This is a genomic window from Undibacterium sp. RuRC25W, assembly GCF_049339825.1.
Taxonomy (GTDB): Bacteria; Pseudomonadota; Gammaproteobacteria; order Burkholderiales; family Burkholderiaceae_D; genus Undibacterium.
The window spans coordinates 72,272-92,928 of the sequence record NZ_JBMPPD010000005.1; the positions used below are offsets into that span (position 1 = coordinate 72,272).

At 45.0% G+C, this 20,657-nt stretch carries 19 protein-coding genes; 11 read left to right on the plus strand and 8 right to left on the minus strand.

Features of this window, described 5'->3' with window-relative positions; translation table 11 throughout:
* Positions 1-4: 4 nt before the first annotated feature.
* Genes ACO0KV_RS04275 through ACO0KV_RS04285 form a run of 3 tightly spaced genes read left to right on the plus strand, consistent with a single transcriptional unit; the run spans position 5 to position 1,660 of the window.
* Positions 5-256: a glutaredoxin family protein gene (locus ACO0KV_RS04275; RefSeq protein WP_423040231.1), complete on the plus strand. Its 252-nt coding sequence runs from the start codon at positions 5-7 to the stop codon at positions 254-256.
* 1 nt (position 257) lies between these two features.
* Positions 258-854 carry a ribonuclease HII gene (gene rnhB / locus ACO0KV_RS04280; protein WP_423040233.1) on the plus strand — a complete coding sequence of 199 codons (597 nt, stop codon included), beginning with the start codon at positions 258-260 and terminating at the stop codon, positions 852-854.
* The gene (locus tag ACO0KV_RS04285) at positions 851-1,660 is read left to right on the plus strand and encodes a TrmH family RNA methyltransferase (RefSeq protein WP_423040235.1); all 810 of its coding nucleotides are present in this window, start codon (positions 851-853) and stop codon (positions 1,658-1,660) included. The genes rnhB and ACO0KV_RS04285 overlap by 4 nt, the downstream gene beginning before the upstream one ends.
* A gap of 96 nt (positions 1,661-1,756) precedes the next feature.
* Here ACO0KV_RS04285 and ppsR read toward each other — a convergent pair whose 3' ends face one another.
* Positions 1,757-2,605, minus strand: a complete 849-nt coding sequence (gene ppsR / locus ACO0KV_RS04290; RefSeq protein ID WP_423040237.1) for a posphoenolpyruvate synthetase regulatory kinase/phosphorylase PpsR — start codon at positions 2,603-2,605, stop codon at positions 1,757-1,759.
* A gap of 439 nt (positions 2,606-3,044) precedes the next feature.
* Here ppsR and ppsA point away from each other — a divergent pair, with 439 nt between their 5' ends.
* The 4 genes from ppsA (at position 3,045) to ACO0KV_RS04310 (ending at position 7,462) form a co-directional block, all read left to right on the plus strand.
* Positions 3,045-5,462, plus strand: coding sequence for a phosphoenolpyruvate synthase (gene ppsA / locus ACO0KV_RS04295; RefSeq protein WP_423040239.1), 2,418 nt, complete (start codon positions 3,045-3,047; stop codon positions 5,460-5,462).
* 266 nt (positions 5,463-5,728) lie between these two features.
* Positions 5,729-6,208: a hypothetical protein gene (locus tag ACO0KV_RS04300; RefSeq protein ID WP_423040241.1), complete on the plus strand. Its 480-nt coding sequence runs from the start codon at positions 5,729-5,731 to the stop codon at positions 6,206-6,208.
* A 61-nt stretch (positions 6,209-6,269) separates the two neighbouring features.
* Complete coding sequence (locus ACO0KV_RS04305) at positions 6,270-6,992, plus strand: kelch repeat-containing protein (RefSeq protein WP_423040243.1); 723 nt, start codon at positions 6,270-6,272, stop codon at positions 6,990-6,992.
* Positions 6,993-7,087: 95 nt separating this feature from the next.
* Positions 7,088-7,462, plus strand: a complete 375-nt coding sequence (locus ACO0KV_RS04310; RefSeq protein ID WP_423040245.1) for a galactose oxidase early set domain-containing protein — start codon at positions 7,088-7,090, stop codon at positions 7,460-7,462.
* Between the two features lie 213 nt (positions 7,463-7,675).
* Here ACO0KV_RS04310 and ACO0KV_RS04315 read toward each other — a convergent pair whose 3' ends face one another.
* Complete coding sequence (locus ACO0KV_RS04315; RefSeq protein WP_423040247.1) at positions 7,676-9,145, minus strand: pyridoxal phosphate-dependent decarboxylase family protein; 1,470 nt, start codon at positions 9,143-9,145, stop codon at positions 7,676-7,678.
* Between the two features lie 965 nt (positions 9,146-10,110).
* Here ACO0KV_RS04315 and ACO0KV_RS04320 point away from each other — a divergent pair.
* Positions 10,111-10,875 (plus strand): hypothetical protein, encoded by a 765-nt coding sequence (locus ACO0KV_RS04320; protein WP_423040249.1) that lies wholly within the window; start codon positions 10,111-10,113, stop codon positions 10,873-10,875.
* Between the two features lie 339 nt (positions 10,876-11,214).
* On the opposite strand, the gene ACO0KV_RS04325 is transcribed toward ACO0KV_RS04320, so the two are convergent.
* Together ACO0KV_RS04325 and ACO0KV_RS04330 are read right to left on the minus strand one after the other, a co-directional pair.
* The gene (locus tag ACO0KV_RS04325) at positions 11,215-11,658 is read right to left on the minus strand and encodes a hypothetical protein (RefSeq protein WP_423040251.1); all 444 of its coding nucleotides are present in this window, start codon (positions 11,656-11,658) and stop codon (positions 11,215-11,217) included.
* 29 nt (positions 11,659-11,687) lie between these two features.
* Positions 11,688-12,209 (minus strand): hypothetical protein, encoded by a 522-nt coding sequence (locus tag ACO0KV_RS04330; RefSeq protein WP_423040253.1) that lies wholly within the window; start codon positions 12,207-12,209, stop codon positions 11,688-11,690.
* 666 nt (positions 12,210-12,875) lie between these two features.
* Here ACO0KV_RS04330 and ACO0KV_RS04335 point away from each other — a divergent pair.
* Positions 12,876-13,604, plus strand: coding sequence for a hypothetical protein (locus ACO0KV_RS04335; protein ID WP_423040255.1), 729 nt, complete (start codon positions 12,876-12,878; stop codon positions 13,602-13,604).
* Between the two features lie 192 nt (positions 13,605-13,796).
* Here the strand turns inward: ACO0KV_RS04335 and ACO0KV_RS04340 are convergent, their stop codons facing one another.
* The 4 genes from ACO0KV_RS04340 to ispD form a co-directional block, all read right to left on the minus strand.
* A complete protein-coding gene (locus ACO0KV_RS04340; RefSeq protein ID WP_423040257.1) occupies positions 13,797-14,318 on the minus strand; it encodes a DUF4124 domain-containing protein in 522 nt (173 codons plus the stop codon).
* A gap of 98 nt (positions 14,319-14,416) precedes the next feature.
* Positions 14,417-14,689: a DUF4404 family protein gene (locus ACO0KV_RS04345; RefSeq protein ID WP_423040259.1), complete on the minus strand. Its 273-nt coding sequence runs from the start codon at positions 14,687-14,689 to the stop codon at positions 14,417-14,419.
* 211 nt (positions 14,690-14,900) lie between these two features.
* Positions 14,901-15,401, minus strand: a complete 501-nt coding sequence (gene ispF / locus ACO0KV_RS04350) for a 2-C-methyl-D-erythritol 2,4-cyclodiphosphate synthase (protein WP_423040261.1) — start codon at positions 15,399-15,401, stop codon at positions 14,901-14,903.
* Between the two features lie 60 nt (positions 15,402-15,461).
* Positions 15,462-16,166: a 2-C-methyl-D-erythritol 4-phosphate cytidylyltransferase gene (gene ispD / locus ACO0KV_RS04355; RefSeq protein WP_423040263.1), complete on the minus strand. Its 705-nt coding sequence runs from the start codon at positions 16,164-16,166 to the stop codon at positions 15,462-15,464.
* A 128-nt stretch (positions 16,167-16,294) separates the two neighbouring features.
* Here ispD and mfd point away from each other — a divergent pair, with 128 nt between their 5' ends.
* Both mfd and serB read left to right on the plus strand, forming a co-directional pair.
* Positions 16,295-19,726: a transcription-repair coupling factor gene (gene mfd / locus ACO0KV_RS04360; protein WP_423040265.1), complete on the plus strand. Its 3,432-nt coding sequence runs from the start codon at positions 16,295-16,297 to the stop codon at positions 19,724-19,726.
* Between the two features lie 53 nt (positions 19,727-19,779).
* Positions 19,780-20,640: a phosphoserine phosphatase SerB gene (serB, locus tag ACO0KV_RS04365; RefSeq protein WP_423040267.1), complete on the plus strand. Its 861-nt coding sequence runs from the start codon at positions 19,780-19,782 to the stop codon at positions 20,638-20,640.
* The last annotated feature ends 17 nt before the right edge of the window (positions 20,641-20,657 follow it).

The following is a 20,657-nucleotide window of genomic DNA, read 5'->3' on the forward strand; positions in this document are numbered from 1 at the left end:
CATTATGATTGCATTTACGCTTTACTCGCGGAGTTACTGCCACCTGTGTGATGACATGCTTGAGCAACTTCAGGCTTATACCTCAGATTTTCAATTTACTGTCGAAATGATTGATGTCGATGCTGATACCGAATTAATAAATCTATACGACGAATTGGTTCCCGTATTGATTGGCAAAAAACAGGGGCAGCCCGAGCAAAAAATCTGTCATTATTTTTTAGATCCAATTGCCTTGAAGGCATTTTTTCAGGGTTGATATGCAAGAAAGTTTGAGTTTGTTTGATTACGATGGTGAAATTATCTGTGGCGTCGACGAGGCCGGAAGAGGGCCACTCGCGGGTCCAGTAATGGCCGCCGCAGTCATTCTTGATCCTAGGAGACCAATAATAGGTTTGCGCGACTCCAAAAAATTATCAGAAGCAAAACGCGAAGCACTGGCAATTGAAATCAAGCACCATGCGCTTGCTTGGGCTATCGCACAGTGCTCAGAGCAAGAGATTGACGAATTAAATATTCTCCAGGCAACGATGCTTGCTATGCGTCGTGCCGTAGAGTCGTTATCAGTCACGCCGACCTTAGCCCTCATCGATGGTAATCGTTGCCCAATTATGTCGGTACGCTCAGAGGCGATTGTGAAAGGCGATGATAAGGTTGCAGCGATCTCAGCTGCCTCAATTCTGGCGAAAACCGCGCGTGATCATGCACTTTACGAACTGCATCGTCAGTATCCGCAATATGCATTGGATCAACATAAAGGATATCCAACCGCGCTCCATCTGGAACGCTTGTGGGAGCATGGCGTTGCGCCATTTCACCGTAAGACCTATGCGCCTGTAAAGGCCTTGTTAAAATGAAATTAATTACATCGCGTGATAACGCACAATACAAAGAACTGAAACAACTTGCGACCAGCTCCCAAGTGAGGCGCAAGTCTGGTCGTACCTTGCTTGATGGCGTTCATTTATGTCAAGCCTTCTTTCAGCATATCGGTGAGCCTGAAATGTGTATCGTTTCTGAATCAGCGACAACTGATCATGAGGTCAACGCATTAATTGCACAATGCGAACAACGTGCAGTGCTTTGCATCAGCTTGCCAGATAACTTATATCAGACCGTCAGTCAGGTCGAGAATGGTGTTGGTATCTTGTTTTTGATCGCTACGCCTACGCCCATGCTACCAGCACACATCACTGAAACCTCAGTTGCACTTGATAATTTGCAAGATCCAGGTAACCTTGGGTCTATCTTGCGAAGTGCGGCCGCTGCAGGGGTGAAAAATGTGTTTTGTAGTTCAGGAACGGTACTGGCTTGGTCACCGAAAGTGATGCGTGCTGGCATGGGGGCACATTTTCTGTTGAATATTTATGAAAACGTTGATCTAGCTAAAGTGCTCAAAGATGGCAAAGTCCCTATTCTAGCCACAAGCTCACACACCACCAGAACGATTTATCAGTCAGATCTGAGCGACTCTGTTATTTGGTTATTTGGTCATGAGGGGCAGGGCGTTTCTGATGAGTTGATGTCACTCGCGACGGAAACGGTAACGATTCCGCAACAAGCCGCTATTGAGTCGTTGAATGTTGCCGCAAGTGCTGCGATTTGTTTTTTTGAGCAAGTACGCCAACAATTAAACACAGCTTCGTCCATTAACAGCCAATGATCACCAGGATGAGGAGTATTTTCCTCATCCTTTTTTACGCAAACGTCTTGTTTGACCTTAGAAAGCAATTGGTCAAGGTGTCGGATAATCTCTGGATTAATAGATTTTAATATCCGCTTTAATCTCTTGCAGAATCGTCGTAGAAATCTCTTCGATTGACTTCGCTGTTGATGACAACCAGCGTATTCCCTCGCGTTTCATCATTGCTTCCGCCTCATTGACTTCGTAGCGACAGTTTTCTATTGATGCGTATTTACTTCCAGGGCGACGCTCATTCCTAATTTCGGACAAACGCTCAGGCGCAATGCTCAGGCCAAACATCTTGCTTCTAAACTCGGGAAGTACGGAGGGTAATTTTCCACGTTCAAAGTCATCGGGAATCAGTGGGTAGTTAGCAGCCTTAATGCCGTACTGCATGGCAAGATATAAGCTTGTTGGTGTTTTTCCTGATCGGGAAACGCCAACCAGAATCACATCGGCGGTTGAGAGATTTTTATTGGATTGGCCGTCATCATGAGCTAATGAGAAGTTGATCGCTTCAATCCGGTTTTTATATTCTTCTGAATCAGCAATGTTGTGACTGCGACCTATCGTATGCGTTGATTTAACGCCTAATTCCTGTTCCAACGGCGCAACAAATGTTTGGATTAAATCCATATGAAGACCTTTGGACTTAAACACGATCGATGCCAATTCTGTTTTAACTAGTGTTGAAAACACAATTGGTCGCGCGCCATCTTGCACAAATGCATCATTTATTCGACGAACAGCGTCGTGTGCCTTATCTACCGTGTCGATAAATGGCAGACGGATTTGCCTGAATTTCAGATCAAATTGGGTTAATACAGAATGTCCGAAAGTTTCTGCCGTAATTCCTGTGCCATCTGAGACAAAGAACACGGTACGATTGGCTTTAGGTAGCGCTGGTGCAAGAGAGTCTGGCATGTTTATTTGTTAACTATGTAAAAAAGAAATGGATGAAAATTGCATGAGGATCGACGTATTATTCACGACATCTGGTTTGTCACGATAAGAATTTGGGCAATACAGTTTCGTCCAAGCTAGGAACTGCGATCAGCAAGACGGGTGATGGGTCTTAGCGAGTGTAGCAAACACGCTACAACCGCGATTTTTCGCTAGGGCTCACTATAATATTTATTTGCAGATAATTAACAGGCTTTCAGGTGAAAGATTTTTTCATATAGATGAAATAAAAAAGAAGTTAAATTCTTCTCGCACATAGATAAATTATGCATGACACAATGTAAAATGCTGCAACAGCACGGCACGCGTCGGTTCGCATCAAGAATAACAAAAAAATAGTGATAGACGAAGCAGTAAGCAGTGATTAGTACAGATTTCTTACCATCAAAAAGAGGTTGTTATGTCCAACGCAGCAAATACTGAAGCAACTTACGTTGCATCATTTGAGCATCTACGAATGACGGATGTTGAATCCGTCGGCGGAAAGAATGCATCTTTAGGCGAAATGATTAGTCAGCTCGCTACTGCAGGCGTTCGTGTTCCTGGTGGCTTTGCTACCACAGCACAAGCGTTTCGCGACTTTTTAGCGCATAGTGAAAATGGTGGCTTGTCGTTAGCACAGCGTATCGCTGATCGTCTGGTAAACTTGGATATTGACGACGTGAAAGAACTGGCGAGAGCCGGTGCAGAAATTCGTCAATGGATCATCGACACGCCATTTCAGTCACGTTTGCAAAAAGAAATTGAAGAGTTTTATAACAAACTGGTTGCAGACTCTACAGCAGAAATGTCATTTGCGGTTCGTTCTTCAGCAACGGCAGAAGACTTGCCTGATGCATCGTTTGCTGGTCAGCAAGAAACTTTCCTGAACGTTGTTGGTATTGATAATGTTCTTGAAGCCATGAAGCACGTGTTTGCTTCTCTTTACAATGATCGCGCTATTTCCTATCGCGTTCACAAAGGCTTCACACATGCAGAAGTGGCTTTGTCCGCTGGCGTTCAACGCATGGTTCGTTCTGATCTGGGCGCTGCAGGTGTGATGTTCACGATCGATACAGAATCTGGCTTCAAGGATGTGGTATTCATCACCTCCAGCTACGGTCTTGGTGAGACAGTGGTGCAGGGCGCTGTGAATCCTGACGAATTCTACGTTCACAAGCCAATGTTGGAGCTCGGCAAATTACCTGTCATCCGCCGTAACATCGGTTCAAAACTGATCAAGATGGAATTTACTGGCGAAGCCAAAGCAGGTCGTTCAGTTAAGACCGTGGATGTGCCAGTCGAAATGCGTAATCGTTACTCGTTGACTGATACCGAAGTCGTTGAACTGGCTAAATATGCTGTCATCATTGAAAAGCATTATGGCCGTCCAATGGATATCGAATGGGGCAAAGATGGTCGCGATGGTAAGCTGTACATTCTGCAAGCACGTCCAGAAACAGTTAAATCACAACAAAAAGCGACTGATGCACAACAACGTTTCAAACTCAAAGGTAGTGGCACCGTTTTAACATCTGGCCGCGCTATCGGTCAAAAAATCGGTGCAGGTCGTGTGCGTGTCATTAACGATCCATCAGAAATGGAGCGCGTACAACCAGGTGATGTTCTGGTCGCAGATATGACTGACCCTAACTGGGAACCAGTCATGAAACGCGCAGCAGCTATTGTCACAAACCGCGGTGGCCGTACTTGCCACGCTGCAATTATCGCGCGTGAGTTAGGTGTGCCAGCTGTTGTTGGCTGCGGTGATGCAACCGATCTTCTGAAAGACGGCACATTGGTTACGGTGTCTTGCGCAGAAGGTGACGAAGGTAAGATCTATGATGGCTTGTTAGAAACTGAAGTCACAGAAGAAGTTCGTGGCGAACTGCCAAAATTACCATTGAAGATTATGCTCAACGTAGGCAATCCTCAGTTAGCATTTGATTTCCAATCTGTACCAAACGAAGGTGTTGGTCTGGCCCGTCTGGAATTCATTATCAATAATAATATTGGCGTACATCCAAAAGCGATTTTAGAATATCCAAATATTGACCCAGATCTGAAAAAAGCAGTTGAGTCTGTTGCGCGTGGTCATGCATCTCCACGCGCTTTCTACGTTGACAAATTAGCTGAAGGCATAGCAACGATTGCAGCCGCATTCTGGCCGAAAAAAGTCATCGTTCGATTGTCTGATTTTAAATCTAACGAATACAAAAAACTGATTGGTGGTTCACGCTACGAACCAGATGAAGAAAATCCAATGCTAGGCTTCCGAGGCGCGGCGCGTTATCTGGCAGCAGATTTTGCGGAATCCTTTGAAATGGAATGCCAGGCAATGAAACGTGTCCGTAACGACATGGGGCTGACTAACGTTGAAATCATGGTGCCGTTCGTTCGTACGCTGGGCCAGGCAGAAAAAGTCGTTAACCTGCTGGCTAAAAATGGACTGAAACGTGGCGAAAACGGCTTACGTCTGATTATGATGTGCGAAGTGCCATCCAATGCAATTTTGGCTGAAGAATTCTTGCAACACTTCGACGGTTTTTCTATCGGCTCTAACGATCTGACACAGCTGACGCTGGGTCTGGACCGTGACTCAGGTATGGAATTGCTGGCAGCAGACTTTGATGAACGCGATCCAGCTGTGCGCGCGTTGTTGTCCAAAGTTATCGCCGCTTGCACGAAGTTGAACAAGTACGTTGGTATTTGCGGTCAGGGTCCTTCGGATCACCCTGATTTTGCAGAATGGCTGATGAAAGAAGGCATTGAGTCAATTTCTCTCAATCCTGATTCAGTTATTGACACATGGCAAAAACTGGCAGCTGTCAGTAAGTAAGTAAGTAAGTAAGTAAGTCTTCAATATTTCTTTCATTACCGTTGATGACGTAATGCGTCGGCGATCATGAATAGATAGCACAAAATAAAGCGAGATCGTTAGTTTGACGATCTCGCTTTATTCTTTTCTACAGCAAGCAATAAACATCTGAAAGATGTTTATTGCTTGCTGGTAATTCGAATCAGATGTTTGCAAATATCGCTCCTCTGCGCGTCAAATCCTGTGTATACCTCGTTAAGGCGCTTAATTAACTAAACTTCACAAAGTTGTTATTAACTGGATTTGTTACAGATCAGGGTAATACTTATGGTCCCTTTGAAAACGCGACCAGTTTTAATGCGGTGAGCTGCAATCAGGCGGGTGCAACCTGCACTGGTTTTCAAGAAACACTAAAACGAGGAAGTACATTCAGAGGGCTCTTTGGTGGGACTGGATGGTACATTGATCATATTCACTTGGTTGATACAATCGCTGGCGGTGAAGGCGGGATAGACAACACTGTTTCATTTAATGATCAGGCTATTAGTGGTGGTCAAGTACTTGGATTCCAAGTTTGTACTGGTTCTGTCGCCTTAAATAATCTCAGTTTCTGGAACGGGATAACATTAGTGACTGGCATCAAGACAATCACCGACAAAAGCTCGCTGCCGATGTATGGTAGCGGAATGGGAACCTGTACTTATACCGCCCTCAATCCAGGTGAGTATGTGACACGCATTTTCGGGGGGCGCATACTAGACGATTGATCAGCTTGGCTTTATTGCTAACACTGGACGACAACTCGGGCCATGGGGCAACATATCGCGGATGCCGAATTTTGTGATTGATAATCCCAATAGTTCTGGATTCTATGGGTTCTCTGGTTTGCAAAGCGCATCAGTCCTTAATCAAATCGATTTTTCAACGAATACAGCGCTAATCACACCCATTATCCGGTCAGCCCCAACGGCATCTGCAATCAATGATGGCTGGTGGGACAGCCTTCAAGACTGGCACATCATTCCTGTTCATACAATCGTGTTAAGCGATGGACGTGTACTGAGTTATGGTACAGATGGTGCTGGTACGCAAAGCGGTCGTTGGAATGACGACGTCTGGAACCCTGCAAATGGCAACTCATTGGTTTCTAGTCATCAGTTTTTACCAAGTTCAACGACCACCGATTTGTTTTGTGGCGCACAGTCGATTTTACCAGGCATTGGTAAAGTACTTCTTTCTGGTGGTGATAATCGATATACAGGCACCTACAATAGCGGTACCAGAGATGTTAATATTTTTGACCCTGTCAGCAATCAATTGACTAAGCAAGCGTCGATGTCTTCAGCGCGGTGGTACAACACTCAAGTCACACTCCCTGACGGACGAGTCCTAAGTGTTGCTGGAGAAGATGAAAACAAAAATCCCTCCAACTCTTCGGAAATTTTCGACCCAGTCACAGGGAAATGGGCAACATTAAGCGGGTTAACAGGGCCTGATCTGATTGGTCGTTATTATCCACGGATATTTGTCTTGCCGGACTGTGGCGCTTAGCCGCAAAAGAAGATTTACCACGGCTTTATCACAATAATACATTTTTATTGCCGGATGGACGGGTTGTTTCTACAGGGGGAGGTGCTCCTGGGCCCTTGGTTAACACTAACGCTCAAGCTTATTCTCCTTACTATTCGTTTCAGAAAAATGGCAATGGAAAGTTAGCGCCACGTCCTTTAATTAGTTCTCAACCGATATCGACGAAAGTCTCATGGGATAGCAATCTTAGTATTGAAGTCGCATCAGGACAGCCATTGCAACGGATTACGATAGTACGTAATACTGCAAGTACCCAGTCGTGGAACGTTGATCAGCGCTTCATTGAATTAGCTTTTTCAACTACAAACGGAAAACTTTCAGTGAAAATGCCGACTAATGCTAATGTCGCACCACCAGGTTTCTACTGGCTTTTTGTGATTGACAGTAAAGGGGTACCTTCTGTTGGGCAAAGTATCAGGCTAGGAATATGATTTAGCTCTTTCGCTTGTTCAGACTTCATACAATGGTTGAACAGGATGGATAAACTAAGATAAAAAAGAGGTCACTTCAGAAGTGACCTCTTTTTTGCAAGCATAGCTAATGTACGCCGTTATCTGTTTATCAGAACCTTAACTACGCCAGCGCTAGGCTAAATAGGTCCAGTTCAATTTATAGAGTGAATGAATACCCAACGAGCAAACTGCTTAAGCGTAGCAGACTGGGTTATCTAGCTCTACCAGACTTTGAGCAACCTCACGAATGGTTGCAAGGAGATATTCAATTGATGCCTCACATTTACGGTGGTTAATGATGCAGGCCCGCAAAACAAATTCATCGTTAAGTTTGGTGCCTGTAATAAATATTCTCCCATCCGCTTCTAAAGCAACGATCAGATTCTGATTAATCTCAGTAATCGCATTGGCAGTCAGGTTAACGCCAATATAGCGGAAGCAAACAATCCCTAAATCACTTTTTGATTTTAGTTCAAAATCATCAGATTCATTGATTAGTTTTTCAAGGTAACGAGCGAGATTAATATCTTTCTGCATCATGGCTTGCATCTGTTCGAAGCCATAGGCTTTCAGCGACATCCATACTTTAAATGCTTTTGCATTTCTCGATAATTGAAAATAATGTTCATTAAATTCAACCCGATCGTCTTTTTTTTCAAAAGAAGTATCGAGGTAATCCGCTTGTTTAAAATACGCTTCGCGTAATAGGTCCCAGTTGCGTACTAGCGTACAACCAACTTCAAACGGTTGGTATAACCATTTGTGATAATCAACCCCAATCGAATCAGCAAGCTGCATGCCGGCATATTTATCTTTCAGATCGGGCAGGGAGGCAACTAGTCCCCCATATGCACCATCGATATGGAACCACATGTCGTATTTTTTTGCGAGAACCGAGAGTCCCGTCAGGTCATCGATCGCCCCAGTATTTACCGTGCCTGCATTGCCTACGATACAAAACGGTTTAAAGCCTAATGCGATGTCTGCGAGAATTTTCTCCTCCAGTGCAACCAGATTAATCGTAAAATCGTCGTTGACGCGAACTCGACGTAAATGATTTGAACCGATACCCAATATCGCAACGCTTTTGTCTGTGCAATTATGGGTTTCAGTGGAACAGTAAACGGTGAAAGGTGTAACTCCAAAAAGCCCATATTTATTAATATTTTGCTTTCTAAAGAAAATATTTCGGGCAACAGTGAGGCCAGCAAGAGTCGCTGCAGAGCCACCGCTGACCATCACTCCACCGGCATCTGGAGTGAAGCCCACCATTTCTGTGGTCCATTTAACGACCCGTTTTTCGATCTCCGTCATCACAGGAGACATGTGCCACTTAGTGACATTTTGATTGATGGTTGATGCCAGAAAATCAGCAACTGTCGATATTTGGTTCCCGCCTGACACCACATAGCCATACATGTTCGGACCGAAATTGCCGTTAGCGTTTTCTAATACTTTCTCTTTCACGTCGTCAAGCAGTTTGATCGGATCCATCCCATGTTGGGGTAAAGGCTCATTGAACCATGCTTCTATTTCTTTTTGTTTTGCACTACAAAAACCAGGTTGTTCTTTATTCTTTGCGTATTGATTCAGGATGATTGAATTTGTCTTTTGTAGGATTGATTCGAATTCTTTATTACTGTAATCAAGAGTACTTGCCATAAAAAATTTCCTCGAATAAGAGTCTGCCGTTGTGCGGAGGTCTGACGTTGTACCTTTGCTGCTGATTGTTATTTGCGCTCAGATAACGTCAGTATTTTTGGTCGTTTAACTATGCAAAAATACAATGCTGTAACGATATTTATAGCTTGATTTCACGTCGTTAAGTGTCATACCGTAACGTACTGGAAATGCAGGTGCAAGAAATTACCAACTAAGTCAAAAAAAACGTGTTGTAAATCGCCGAACTTATTCGCCAGAAAGCGATGTGCGAAGTCAATAAAGCTACTTGGGCTTTCAATCTCTTACAGTGATTTCGGCGCGCAAGATCATCGACCAATGCGTGCTCTGATAATTTATTTTCTTTCTATTTCTCTGGTTTCTTGCGCAGAGGTAGCACCAATACCCACGCCTGATAATATCGTTGCTCCCGATTTCCATCTTCCGGACAAAGCAAAACGAATTGTGACTCTTCCAATCGAGACAAACACAGCAGCGTTTCTGGAAGACACCGAAATCGTTATCAAACAACTGTATCTTGACCTCAGCAACAACGGATGCAGATATGTTTTGCTTGATAACGAGAACTATCACCAAATCTGGTCAGAGGAGGTGTCCGCAGTGGGTGGGCTTTTCGATAGGACGACTGGCGCATATCGTAAGCAGGCGTATATGCACGCAATCTCCTCAATGGTGCGCCGAATCGCTATTGATACAGATTGTTCTTTAGTGCTTGCGCCTAGTTTTGCGCCGAGATCGCTTTTTCTTTCTACTAGAAAATTGGGGGGTAAGCGAGGAGGAGGGGGCTCATCTGGCATGCATAGGGTTATGTTTACGACGATTCCATTGAAACATCAATTATCCCGAACACTTAACGGTTATTGAATGAAGCTGGCAATATATTTTTATCACTTACATGTAAAAAAGAATAGTTAAAATGATAAAATAAATTCTCACGAGGGAATTTTATGAAAAAAATACACGTAGCATCCATTGTCTTGGCATTTTCTTTATCAGCTTGTGGTGGTTCTAGCAGTTCAACGAGTACATCGGCAACGCCAAACAATCCGCAATCAACAGCAACGGCTGAAGGTTTTTGGTCTGGCACAACAAATACTGGCAGAAGCATATCTGGCTTAGTATTGGATGACGGAACTACGTGGTTCATCTACACCAGCGCGACAAACAATCAGTTGATTGCCGGTGCTATTGAAGGAAACGGCGTCTCCAACAATGGCTCATTCACTAGCACAAACTCAGTTGATTTTAACTTGGAGGGCGCCGGAGTCCGCACGGCCACAGTTTCTGCAAGTTACACGCCAAAACAAACTTTAACTGGCACGGTAAGCTATCCAAGCGCTGGTAATCTTACATTTACATCAACCTATGATGCAAGTTACGAAACGACGCCAAATCTGGCCTTGCTTGTTGGAAACTACAGTGGTGTTTCAGCGGTAAAAGCGGGAACTGAAGCTGGTGTTGCATCTGTCGACGCAAATGGAAATTTCCAGTCCACAGGAACCAGTGGCTGCAAATCATCAGGAACAATCAGTCCTCATAAAAAAGGGAATGTCTATAATTTAACACTTCAGTACGGCCCTTCACCTTGTGCAACACCTGGTGGCACGGTAACTGGAGTTGTTTTCTACCAAGCCACTACATCCCAACTGTTTGGCCTTGCGATCAATGCGACAAGAGATAATGGCCTAATTTTTTTAGGTAAAAAAATATAATAGTATGATTCATACAGCACACTAGTTTGTTGATGTATATCTCGAATTACTGGTGTGTTTCCGAAGTCGTATTTTTCCTAAAATACAGACAAAAGTACGTCTGTATGATGTTGTTAATGGCATTTTGCAAGGTCAGCCTTTAGATTTGACGCCTGTTTCTCAGTCTAAAATGAAATCCTTAATTTTACATAATATAAATTATGCGAAATAATAATATGATTTAGTTGAGATAAAAAACTATACATCTTCATACCCATGAAATAAGAATCGATCAAAAAATAATGGACACCCACAGGTGTCCATTATTACGGTATACCGCGATTATTAATCGCAAGTTTATTACTTAACGCAAGCTTTTCCGTGGTCAGCGTGGCTGCCGGCAGCTTTGGCTTCGGCTTCAGTCATGTAAGAGCCTTCTTTGGTTTTGCCATAAAATGCAGTACCTTCGCAATGGTATACCTTCGTTTTAGTGTTCACCCACACTTTACCTGCACCGCCACCTGCAGCTGCGGCTACTGGAGCTGACGGAGCGACTGCTTTTGCGGCTGCAACAGGAGCGACAGGTGCAGCGGGTGCGGCCGCTGGTGCTTCAGCAGCGGCCCATTGTTTTACACCTTTGTGTCCAGAACACGCGCCTTTTTTACTTGCGCCAGAATAAGCTGTGCCATCGTTACAAGTCGCTGAGACGGTTGTCGCAGCATCAGCAGCCATCGCTACGTTAATAAACGCTGCAGAACCAGCAACAGAAAAAACGCATGCCAACATCATTGATTTGATTTTCATTTTCACACTCTCTCTTTTTGGGTTAAAAACTAACTGCCTTTTTGTGCATCGGCCATTTTGGACAACGCAATTGTTAAAGCCGCTCCGCCGAGCGTCTTAATCAATCCTGAATGCTGGGCGTAAAAATCGCTCATGTGTTCTACAATCCCCGCATCCTGCTGATGAGCGTGTTCTGCAAGTTGTTGTACTTGCTCTGGCGAAATTTGCGCTGCTTGTTCTGGCGTCACTGACGTAGTTGCACCGCCAAGTTGCGTTAATAGGTTACTTAAAGCGCTTCCGCCAGCGCCCCCTTCTATCGCACTTAATACCTGAGGCCCCATACTACTTAGCAAGTGATTCAGCATCCCTGCTTGCTGGTCAGCGTTCCCTTGTCCGAAGAGCTGCCCCGCCATTTGAGCGAAAGGCGCTGTCTGATCAGAGTGAAACATTGTGGCTAAGCCTTGGCTAAGTAACTCTGCAGGAGAGCCTTGCGCTATTTGATCGAACTGATGTTCAACGGGATTAGCCCCACCAATAACTTCTTGTAACAAATTTCCCAAACCAAATCCCATAATCCGCTCCAATCAAATGATCTTAATCACAAAAAGGACAGACCAAATCGGTCTGTTTTCATCTCGTATTTTGTCGAGATAAATCACAGTATATTTTAGAAAATATTATTCAGGAGGCAATTTGCCTAAATTAACAATTTAATATTTCCACGTGGAAATATTAAAAGTCTTTTGGAGGGATATTTTTCTTGAAATGGATGCTAATGAACGAGTTTTAGTATAAGTAGCCCGATTTTTCGCATGAAAAAATTGTAACTAGTTGAAAGTAGTAATCTCCTTCGCTCTCGTTTATTCAATGCACTACTTATCCAATAAGGTGTTTAGTCGAGGGTTTAGCATTCGAAATCAGTTATCCATGTAACGCGATGAACTGGGTAGTGAAGCGCGCCTGCCGCCCTTTTTAATTTTAATTCGATGAATAAGCCTATTTTTTGCCCTCTATTCTTGCGCTCATAAATTGCGCCAATTCAAATAAAGGATATCTGGATGTTTTATGAACGACTCTTTACCTAAATTTACTTATTTATAACCCTTCTTTACAAGTTGCCGCATAAGAATAGCTTCTCCAAGACCGTTTTGGAAATAGTTGACCCTAGCACTTTGTGTTTTCTTGTTATTTTTTTGTTATGAATCTGACTTTTATCGAATCATTTTAGGAGGTTAAAAATGAGCATCAGCTCTATTTCAAGCAATAGCTTTTCTATTGCACATCTGGGGCATTTGAGCTCCAGCGGACAGTCGAGTAGCACGTCATCAAGCAGTGACGTTGAAGGCATGCCACCGCCGCCGTCAGGAGGTGGTTTCTTGGATGCAGTCGCTAAGGCCTTGTCGCAAATTGGTGCGTCAAGTCAATCAAGTTCGACGTCTGGGACAAGCGCTAGCACTAGCTCAGACTCTTCCACTGATGGTACTTCCAGTACGACGACAGCCGATCCAGTGCAGGCCCTGGCGACCTTTATGCAGAGCTTAATGTCTGCCCTGCATTCTCAGACATCGCAATCGACTAATGGTCAATCAGATTCATCGAATAGCAATAGCAGCACGGTATCTTCCACTTCAAGTAGTTCTGCTACATCTAGTACCTCAACGACGGGCTATGGAAATCATGGCGGCCCTGGAAAACTGGAAGCAGATCTAAAGAGTCTGATTCAGGAGTTGTCCAATGCTGCCCCCTCCAACTCATCAACATCGACAACGGCATCAACGTCTGCAACCTCTAGTAGCTCAACTGAGGCATCTCTTAAACAGAATTTTCAGACGTTGCTAAGTTCCTTGGGTATTTCGAGTAGTAGTAGTAGTAGTAGCAGTGCTACGCTGACGAACTTTCTGCAATCGCTACAAAGTGACCTTCAGAGTGCAGGTAGTTCAGGAAATGTGGTGAATACGACTGCATGATGAACAGTTAAATGGTGTTCATTGATCGAGGAAACTTACATTCTTAGCGTGGAGTTTCTTCGCTTTCACTTTTTTTGGGGGGCGATCAATTGTTCGTCACTGGTACTTCGATTGATATCCGCTTGCAGAAGCGCGTCGTTCAGCAGAACATCTTCTAAGAAATAGCAATAAAGTTAAGAGATGGATTCAACTTTATCGATTTGAAAATCGGTACTCTTCAGCCTCACGTTGCATGGCGCGTCTTTCCCCAATGGCCTGCTGAAGTTCTTGTGTAGTGAGAGGTATATTTTGGCGTTGAAGCTGTGCAACCGAGTTGGGATTGCTGCAGTCCATGCCATGATTCGCTTCGCAATTGGCGATGAGTTGCTTGGTATAGGCAGGATTCTTTGTATTGGAGGCGGATGAAGATGTTTGCCGGTTCAGCTGAAGTTGTGCAGTTTGTTCCCGCTCACGCTGCCTTTGTTTAAAGGCCTCGTTTTCTTTTGCCCAATCTTTTGGCTCTGCGATAGATAAGGTGGGTTTTATCTTTAGTTGTAGTGTTTGTTCTTTTTGGCCGGCGAATGCGCAAGGGACATCGCTGAATGAAATTTTTCCATTCTGAGTCGTACATTTATACACTTGGGACTGAGAATCACGAATGAATACAAAGGACTGTAGCACTACTAGTCCTGCAAAAAAAAAGATGTTTTTCAGTCGGAAACGATAATTGGGCATCGAGCACCTCAAGGCTATGTGATCAATGGCTCAGATCAAAAATAAACTTGGCCACCTCGGATTTAAGCGAGGTGTTCCATGACATGATGCCCTTACTATTAGACACCAATTTTTGCCAGCATTGAAGCAAGTTCGCGTAAGACAGGTTCTAATTTTGGATGTTCCGCTGCAAATTTTGCAGACAGGGACACAGACCGCTCGCTTAATGCGGCGTAGACCGGATCATCATGCTCCTGATCGGACGATAACACTTGATGAATGTCTTTATTCAAATTGTGAAGAAGACTTTTTAACTCGCCGTCGACTTCGCCTGCACCTGCTAATTCGGTATGTAACTGCGTCAACAATTGCTTAACGTGTTCTTGGTTCATGGTATCCCTTTGCTAATTGATATGACGATATCAATTTCCTGATTAAAAGTATAGGTTCAAAACCAGATTGTATTGTTGTTAAATATCAATTATCGTAAATTATAAGACGTCTCGGAATATATCGGATCGCGGTACATCATAGCGATGAAGACATTAAAGTGGCACTGAAATGCATTGTCTTCTGCCACGATTTCGCCGATCTCCTTGAACCTTAAGCCTCAATCTTGAACACAAGCACGACTGCTTCTGCCGCGATCCCCTCTTCCCTTCCCAGATAACCAAGTTTTTCATTGGTTTTTGCCTTGATGTTAACTTGTGATGCGTCAATTTGCAGATCTTCAGCGATATGTTGCACCATCTTTGGAATATGCGGTGCCATCTTTGGCGCCTGCGCAATAATCGTTGCGTCCAAATTACCGATTGCATAGCCAGCTTCACCCAAGCGCTTTGCTGCTTCGCGTAGCAATACTCTGGAATCTGCGCCAGAAAAACGGACGTCTGTATCTGGAAAATGACGTCCAATGTCTCCAAGTGCTGCAGAGCCAAAAATCGCGTCAGTAATCGCGTGTAATAACACGTCGGCATCAGAATGACCTAATAATCCTGTTGTGTGGGGAATATCAACACCACCGATTATGAGCTTACGCCCTGATACCAGCGCGTGGCAGTCGTAACCTTGTCCAATTCTGAATGGCGGGATCTTATTCTTCATCGTTTTCTTTCGTCTTATTTTGTATATTTTTGAGTATTTTTGATGGGTCTTAACGTATGTTTATTTTGTTGCCGTCAGATAGCGCTTTGCCTGTTCGAGGTCTGCTGGAAGCGTTACCTTTAAATTACAAGCATGGCCTTCTATTAACAGTGGACTGTGTCCGGCAGCTTCAATTGCACTGGCTTCATCAGTCACCTGATCCGCAGCGTCTAATGCATCACATAGCATCTTGAAACGAAACATTTGCGGCGTCTGAGCCAGCCATAAGCCATCGCGAGAAATAGTCTGCACTTTACCGTCAATGACTCTCTTCATCGTGTCGACGACGGGCATTGCGAGTAGACCACCGATCTCATGCCGGCCTACTTTAGAGAGGAGTTTCTGGAGTAGTTCAGCGGTTAGCCCAGGGCGCGCAGCATCATGAACTAACACCCAGTCTTGATGATCTGAATGAGATGAAATGGCTTCCAATCCTTGCCGGACCGTGTCACGTCTTGTTGCGCCGCCACACTTTAGGACGGTTAATCCAGGGGCTTTTAGCAAAAAGTCATCTACAAATCCATCCTCATGGCTCACAACGACGTATGTGTGTGCTATCGCTGAAAAATTCAGAAATGCATTCACTGTATGCTGTAAAAGGGATTGTCCATTGATTGTTAAATATTGCTTTGGTGTACTACTTCCCATGCGACTGCCAACACCCGCGGCAGGAATAAGCGCAATATAACGTGGCGTGTGTAACGCTTGTTCAGTATTTTCTTGCATACATCTTTTTCAGGCGTCCTGATGAGAACAGGCCATTCGTTTATAATAAGCTCTCATTTTAACCGTGTATTTCAATCTGTACGCGGTTCCTTCAGCTGGTTTTACGGTATCTTCAATTTTCAGCAGCGATGTCATTCGATTTCAAGAAATCTTTAGCAAAACCCGGTCATAGACTGGTTCTACCGACCTTACATGGTTCCGCAGACGCTTTTGCGCTTGCCCAGGCAGCCACAGAACTCAAAGCTGATAAGCGGATGTTGACGGTTTTCGTCGCCAGTCCGGGTGATGCGCAAAGATTACGCGACGAGATTCCCTGGTTTAACCCAGAACTGCGTTGCCACCTGTTGCCCGATTGGGAAACCTTGCCTTATGACGCGTTTTCCCCGCATCAGGACTTGGTCTCGGAACGGTTGGCGAGTTTGCATGAAATCCAGAATGGCAATTGTGATGTGCTGTTAGCTCCAGCAACGACCGCTTTGTTGCGGATGGCACCACCCTCATTTTTAGCCGCCTATACGTTCTTCTTTAAAAAAGGAGACACGCTTGATGAGGCAAAACTCAAATCGCAATTGACGCTTGCTGGTTACAGTCATGTGAGTCAAGTCATGTCACCCGGTGAATATTCGGTACGCGGTGGCTTGATTGACTTGTTTCCGATGGGTTCAGCATTGCCATATCGCTTGGATTTGTTTGGCGATACCATTGAAACTATCCGTACTTTTGATGCCGATACCCAGCGCTCGCTCTATCCTGTTCCTGAGGTCCGCTTGCTGCCAGGGCGTGAATTTCCTATGGATGAGCCTGCACGTGTCGCTTTTCGGAGCCGTTGGCGCGAGACGTTTGAAGGTGATCCATCCCGCTCTTCGATTTATAAGGATATTGGCAATGGTATCGCGTCAGCAGGTATTGAATACTATCTGCCGTTATTTTTCGAGCAAGCAGCAACGTTGTTTGACTACCTGCCTAAGAATCCACATTTTGCGTTGGTGGGTAATATTGAAGAAACAATCCAGCGGTTCTGGGTCGATACCCGTTCTCGCTATCAATTCCTGAAAGCCGACAGAGAACGCCCAGTTTTGCCGCCAGAAACCGTATTTTTGCGCGACGAAGACTTCTTTTCTGCACTTAAATCGCAAGCGCGCTGGGTGATCGCCAATGCTGATAAGGCGACCGGGGCCTCTGAGGCGTCGAGTTTTTTACCCGATATTGCGGTCAATCGTCGCGCTGACGATCCGCTTACTCATCTGCGCTCCTTTTTGTTGCAGACAGATAAACGCGTCATGATTTGCGCTGAAACCCTCGGACGGCGTGAAACCTTACAACAGTATTTTAATGAATATACGATTTCGTTAACGCTGTGCGATGGTTACACAGATTTTGTGACTGCCAGTGCTAAGTTAATGCTTGGTGTTGCGCCCTTACATGCAGGGTTTATCCTTGATGATGGGATCGCGTTCGTTACTGAAGCAGAGCTCTATGCTGGAAGTGGCAAACGTATTGGTCGTAAAAAGCAGGAAGCTGTCACGCAAGTCGAGCACATGGTGCGTGATCTGTCAGAGCTCAAAATTGGTGACCCTGTCGTACACAGCAATCATGGTATCGGTCGCTACATGGGCCTCATCAGTATGGATCTGGGTGAAGGTGATACGGAATTTTTGCATCTTGAATATGCAAAAGAGACGAAACTTTACGTACCCGTATCGCAGTTGCACGTGATATCACGCTATTCCGGTGCATCACCGGAGGATGCACCATTGCATTCACTTGGTTCTGGTCAGTGGGAAAAAGCCAAGAAAAAAGCTGCACAACAAATTCGGGATACAGCCGCTGAGCTGCTCAATCTTTATGCACGCCGCGCTGCACGACAAGGGCATGCCTTTGAATATTCGTCTAAGGATTATGAGGCGTTTGCAGAAAGTTTTGGTTTTGAAGAGACCCCAGATCAGGCTGCTGCAATCACTGCAGTGATCGGCGACATGACCTCTGGCAAACCAATGGACCGTTTGATTTGCGGCGACGTTGGTTTTGGTAAAACCGAAGTCGCTTTACGTGCTGCGTTCGTTGCTGTGATGGGCGGCAAACAAGTCGCCATCTTGGCGCCAACCACCCTCCTCGCTGAGCAACATGCGCAAACTTTCGCTGATCGTTTCGCCAACTGGCCAGTAAAAATCGCTGAGTTATCCCGTTTCCGTTCAGGCAAAGAAATCAATCTGGCGATCAAAGGCATGGGTGACGGTACTGTTGATATTGTTATCGGCACACATAAGCTGTTATCGGATGACGTTAAATTTTCGCGTCTTGGTCTGGTGATTATCGACGAAGAACATCGTTTTGGTGTTCGCCAGAAAGAAGCACTGAAGTCCCTGCGTGCCGAGGTTGATGTTCTAACTTTAACGGCAACCCCGATCCCTCGTACCTTAGGTATGGCGTTAGAAGGCTTGCGCGATTTCTCTATCATCGCTACTGCACCACAGAAACGTCTGGCAATTAAGACCTTTGTTCGCAGTGAAGATAACTCTGTCATCCGCGAAGCGTGTCTGCGTGAACTGAAACGCGGTGGACAAGTGTATTTCCTGCACAACGAGGTGGAAACGATTGAAAACCGTAAGGCAATGTTAGAGGCCTTACTACCTGAAGCACGCGTCGTGGTGGCTCATGGTCAGATGCATGAACGAGATCTTGAAAAAGTGATGCGTGATTTTGTGGCTCAACGGCATAACATCTTACTCTGTACAACGATTATTGAAACCGGTATTGACGTCCCTACTGCCAACACAATCATCATGCATAGAGCTGATAAGTTTGGATTGGCACAGTTACATCAGTTGCGCGGCCGGGTTGGACGTTCTCATCATCAGGCTTATGCCTATCTGCTTGTACATGATGTCCAGGGTCTGACTAAACAAGCAAACCGACGTCTGGAAGCAATTCAGCAAATGGAAGAATTGGGTAGTGGCTTCTATCTGGCGATGCACGATCTCGAAATTCGCGGTGCTGGCGAGGTGTTGGGCGATAATCAATCTGGTGAAATGCACGAAATCGGCTTCCAGATGTACTCTGATATGCTCAACGAAGCGGTGCGAGCCCTGAAAAATGGCAAAGAGCCTGATCTAGCGGCACCATTGTCATCGACCACAGAGATTAATCTCCACATTCCGGCATTATTGCCCAATGATTTCTGCGGTGATGTTCACGAGCGGCTTTCTATTTATAAGCGTCTGGCGAATTGCTCGAAAGCTAGTGCTATTGATGATATGCAAGAAGAAATGATTGATCGTTTTGGTAAGCTGCCTGAACAAGTCCAGTCATTATTGGAAACCCACCGTCTGCGTGTCGCGGCGAAACCGCTAGGAATTATAAAAATTGACGTACATAGTGAGGCCGCTAGCCTGCAATTTGAGCCCAAACCACCGATTGATGCTATGCGCATTATTGAACTAGTGCAAAAAAATAAACACATCAGACTTAATGGCCAAGATAAATTGCGTATCACTGCGACTATGCCAGATCTGGCCAGTCGGGTTTTGCAGATAAAATCCACATTAAAAGCATTACAGTAATTCGATACTTATTTAGCCCAAGCTTAACCGTAATTGAACACCATGAATAACCCATGACTACTCAACAGATCATCATACAATCTCTACATCAGATTGATCAGCATCACCCTGACTTTCAACAACTAGTGGCATTAAGTCAATGCGATAGTGTCACACAAATCAACGGGCAAGTGCTCAAGCTCGAGGGGGTGACGCGCTCCGCTGAGGCTTTGGAACAGATGCAACGCGTCTGTTTTGGGGCGCAATGGGATCTAACCGCATTGTCCTCGCCGTTGTCATTGAGCGATTTTAAGCTTGTCGCTATGGACATGGATTCCACCCTGATTACCATCGAATGTATTGATGAGATTGCCGACATGCAGGGTCTCAAACCTGAGGTCGCAGAGATTACAGAAGCTGCGATGCGCGGCGAGCTGGAGTTTCAGGAAAGTCTGATACGCCGCGTTGCACTACTTAAAGGCCTAGATGCCAGTGCGCTTGAACGCGTATTTGAAGAGAGGTTAGAGCTCTCATTAGGTGCCGCGACGATGCTCAAGGCAGTTCAGGCTGCGGGCTTGAAAACATTGTTAGTATCTGGTGGATTTACATTCTTTACGGACCGTATGAAATCGATGTTGAATCTGGATTACAGCCATTCAAACGTCCTTGAAATTGAAAATGGTAAATTAACTGGTAAAGTGATTGGTACCATTGTTGACGCTACAGAGAAACAAAGGACCGTCGAGCGTGTCTGTGCTGAACTTGGGATTTCACCACGCCAGGCAATCGTCATGGGTGATGGTGCCAATGATCTCAAAATGATGCAAATATCTGGGTTGTCTGTCGCCTTCAGAGCGAAGCCGGTTGTCAGGGCGCAAGCGCATGTCGCCTTGAACTTTGTGGGGCTCGACGGCGTTCTCAATTTGATGCAGTAGTGTCTTTGTAACGATAA

Excerpts from the sequence above, each read along its gene's own strand:
- ACO0KV_RS04275 (WP_423040231.1), top strand. The coding sequence starts at position 5 with ATGATTGCATTTACGCTTTACTCGCGGAGTTACTGCCACCTGTGTGAT.
- rnhB (WP_423040233.1), top strand. The coding sequence starts at position 258 with ATGCAAGAAAGTTTGAGTTTGTTTGATTACGATGGTGAAATTATCTGT.
- ACO0KV_RS04285 (WP_423040235.1), top strand. The coding sequence starts at position 851 with ATGAAATTAATTACATCGCGTGATAACGCACAATACAAAGAACTGAAA.
- ppsR (WP_423040237.1), bottom strand. The coding sequence starts at position 2,605 with ATGCCAGACTCTCTTGCACCAGCGCTACCTAAAGCCAATCGTACCGTG.
- ppsA (WP_423040239.1), top strand. The coding sequence starts at position 3,045 with ATGTCCAACGCAGCAAATACTGAAGCAACTTACGTTGCATCATTTGAG.
- ACO0KV_RS04305 (WP_423040243.1), top strand. The coding sequence starts at position 6,270 with ATGCCGAATTTTGTGATTGATAATCCCAATAGTTCTGGATTCTATGGG.
- ACO0KV_RS04315 (WP_423040247.1), bottom strand. The coding sequence starts at position 9,145 with ATGGCAAGTACTCTTGATTACAGTAATAAAGAATTCGAATCAATCCTA.
- ACO0KV_RS04320 (WP_423040249.1), top strand. The coding sequence starts at position 10,111 with ATGAAAAAAATACACGTAGCATCCATTGTCTTGGCATTTTCTTTATCA.
- ACO0KV_RS04325 (WP_423040251.1), bottom strand. The coding sequence starts at position 11,658 with ATGAAAATCAAATCAATGATGTTGGCATGCGTTTTTTCTGTTGCTGGT.
- ACO0KV_RS04330 (WP_423040253.1), bottom strand. The coding sequence starts at position 12,209 with ATGGGATTTGGTTTGGGAAATTTGTTACAAGAAGTTATTGGTGGGGCT.
- ACO0KV_RS04335 (WP_423040255.1), top strand. The coding sequence starts at position 12,876 with ATGAGCATCAGCTCTATTTCAAGCAATAGCTTTTCTATTGCACATCTG.
- ACO0KV_RS04340 (WP_423040257.1), bottom strand. The coding sequence starts at position 14,318 with ATGCCCAATTATCGTTTCCGACTGAAAAACATCTTTTTTTTTGCAGGA.
- ACO0KV_RS04345 (WP_423040259.1), bottom strand. The coding sequence starts at position 14,689 with ATGAACCAAGAACACGTTAAGCAATTGTTGACGCAGTTACATACCGAA.
- ispF (WP_423040261.1), bottom strand. The coding sequence starts at position 15,401 with ATGAAGAATAAGATCCCGCCATTCAGAATTGGACAAGGTTACGACTGC.
- ispD (WP_423040263.1), bottom strand. The coding sequence starts at position 16,166 with ATGCAAGAAAATACTGAACAAGCGTTACACACGCCACGTTATATTGCG.
- mfd (WP_423040265.1), top strand. The coding sequence starts at position 16,295 with ATGTCATTCGATTTCAAGAAATCTTTAGCAAAACCCGGTCATAGACTG.
- serB (WP_423040267.1), top strand. The coding sequence starts at position 19,780 with ATGACTACTCAACAGATCATCATACAATCTCTACATCAGATTGATCAG.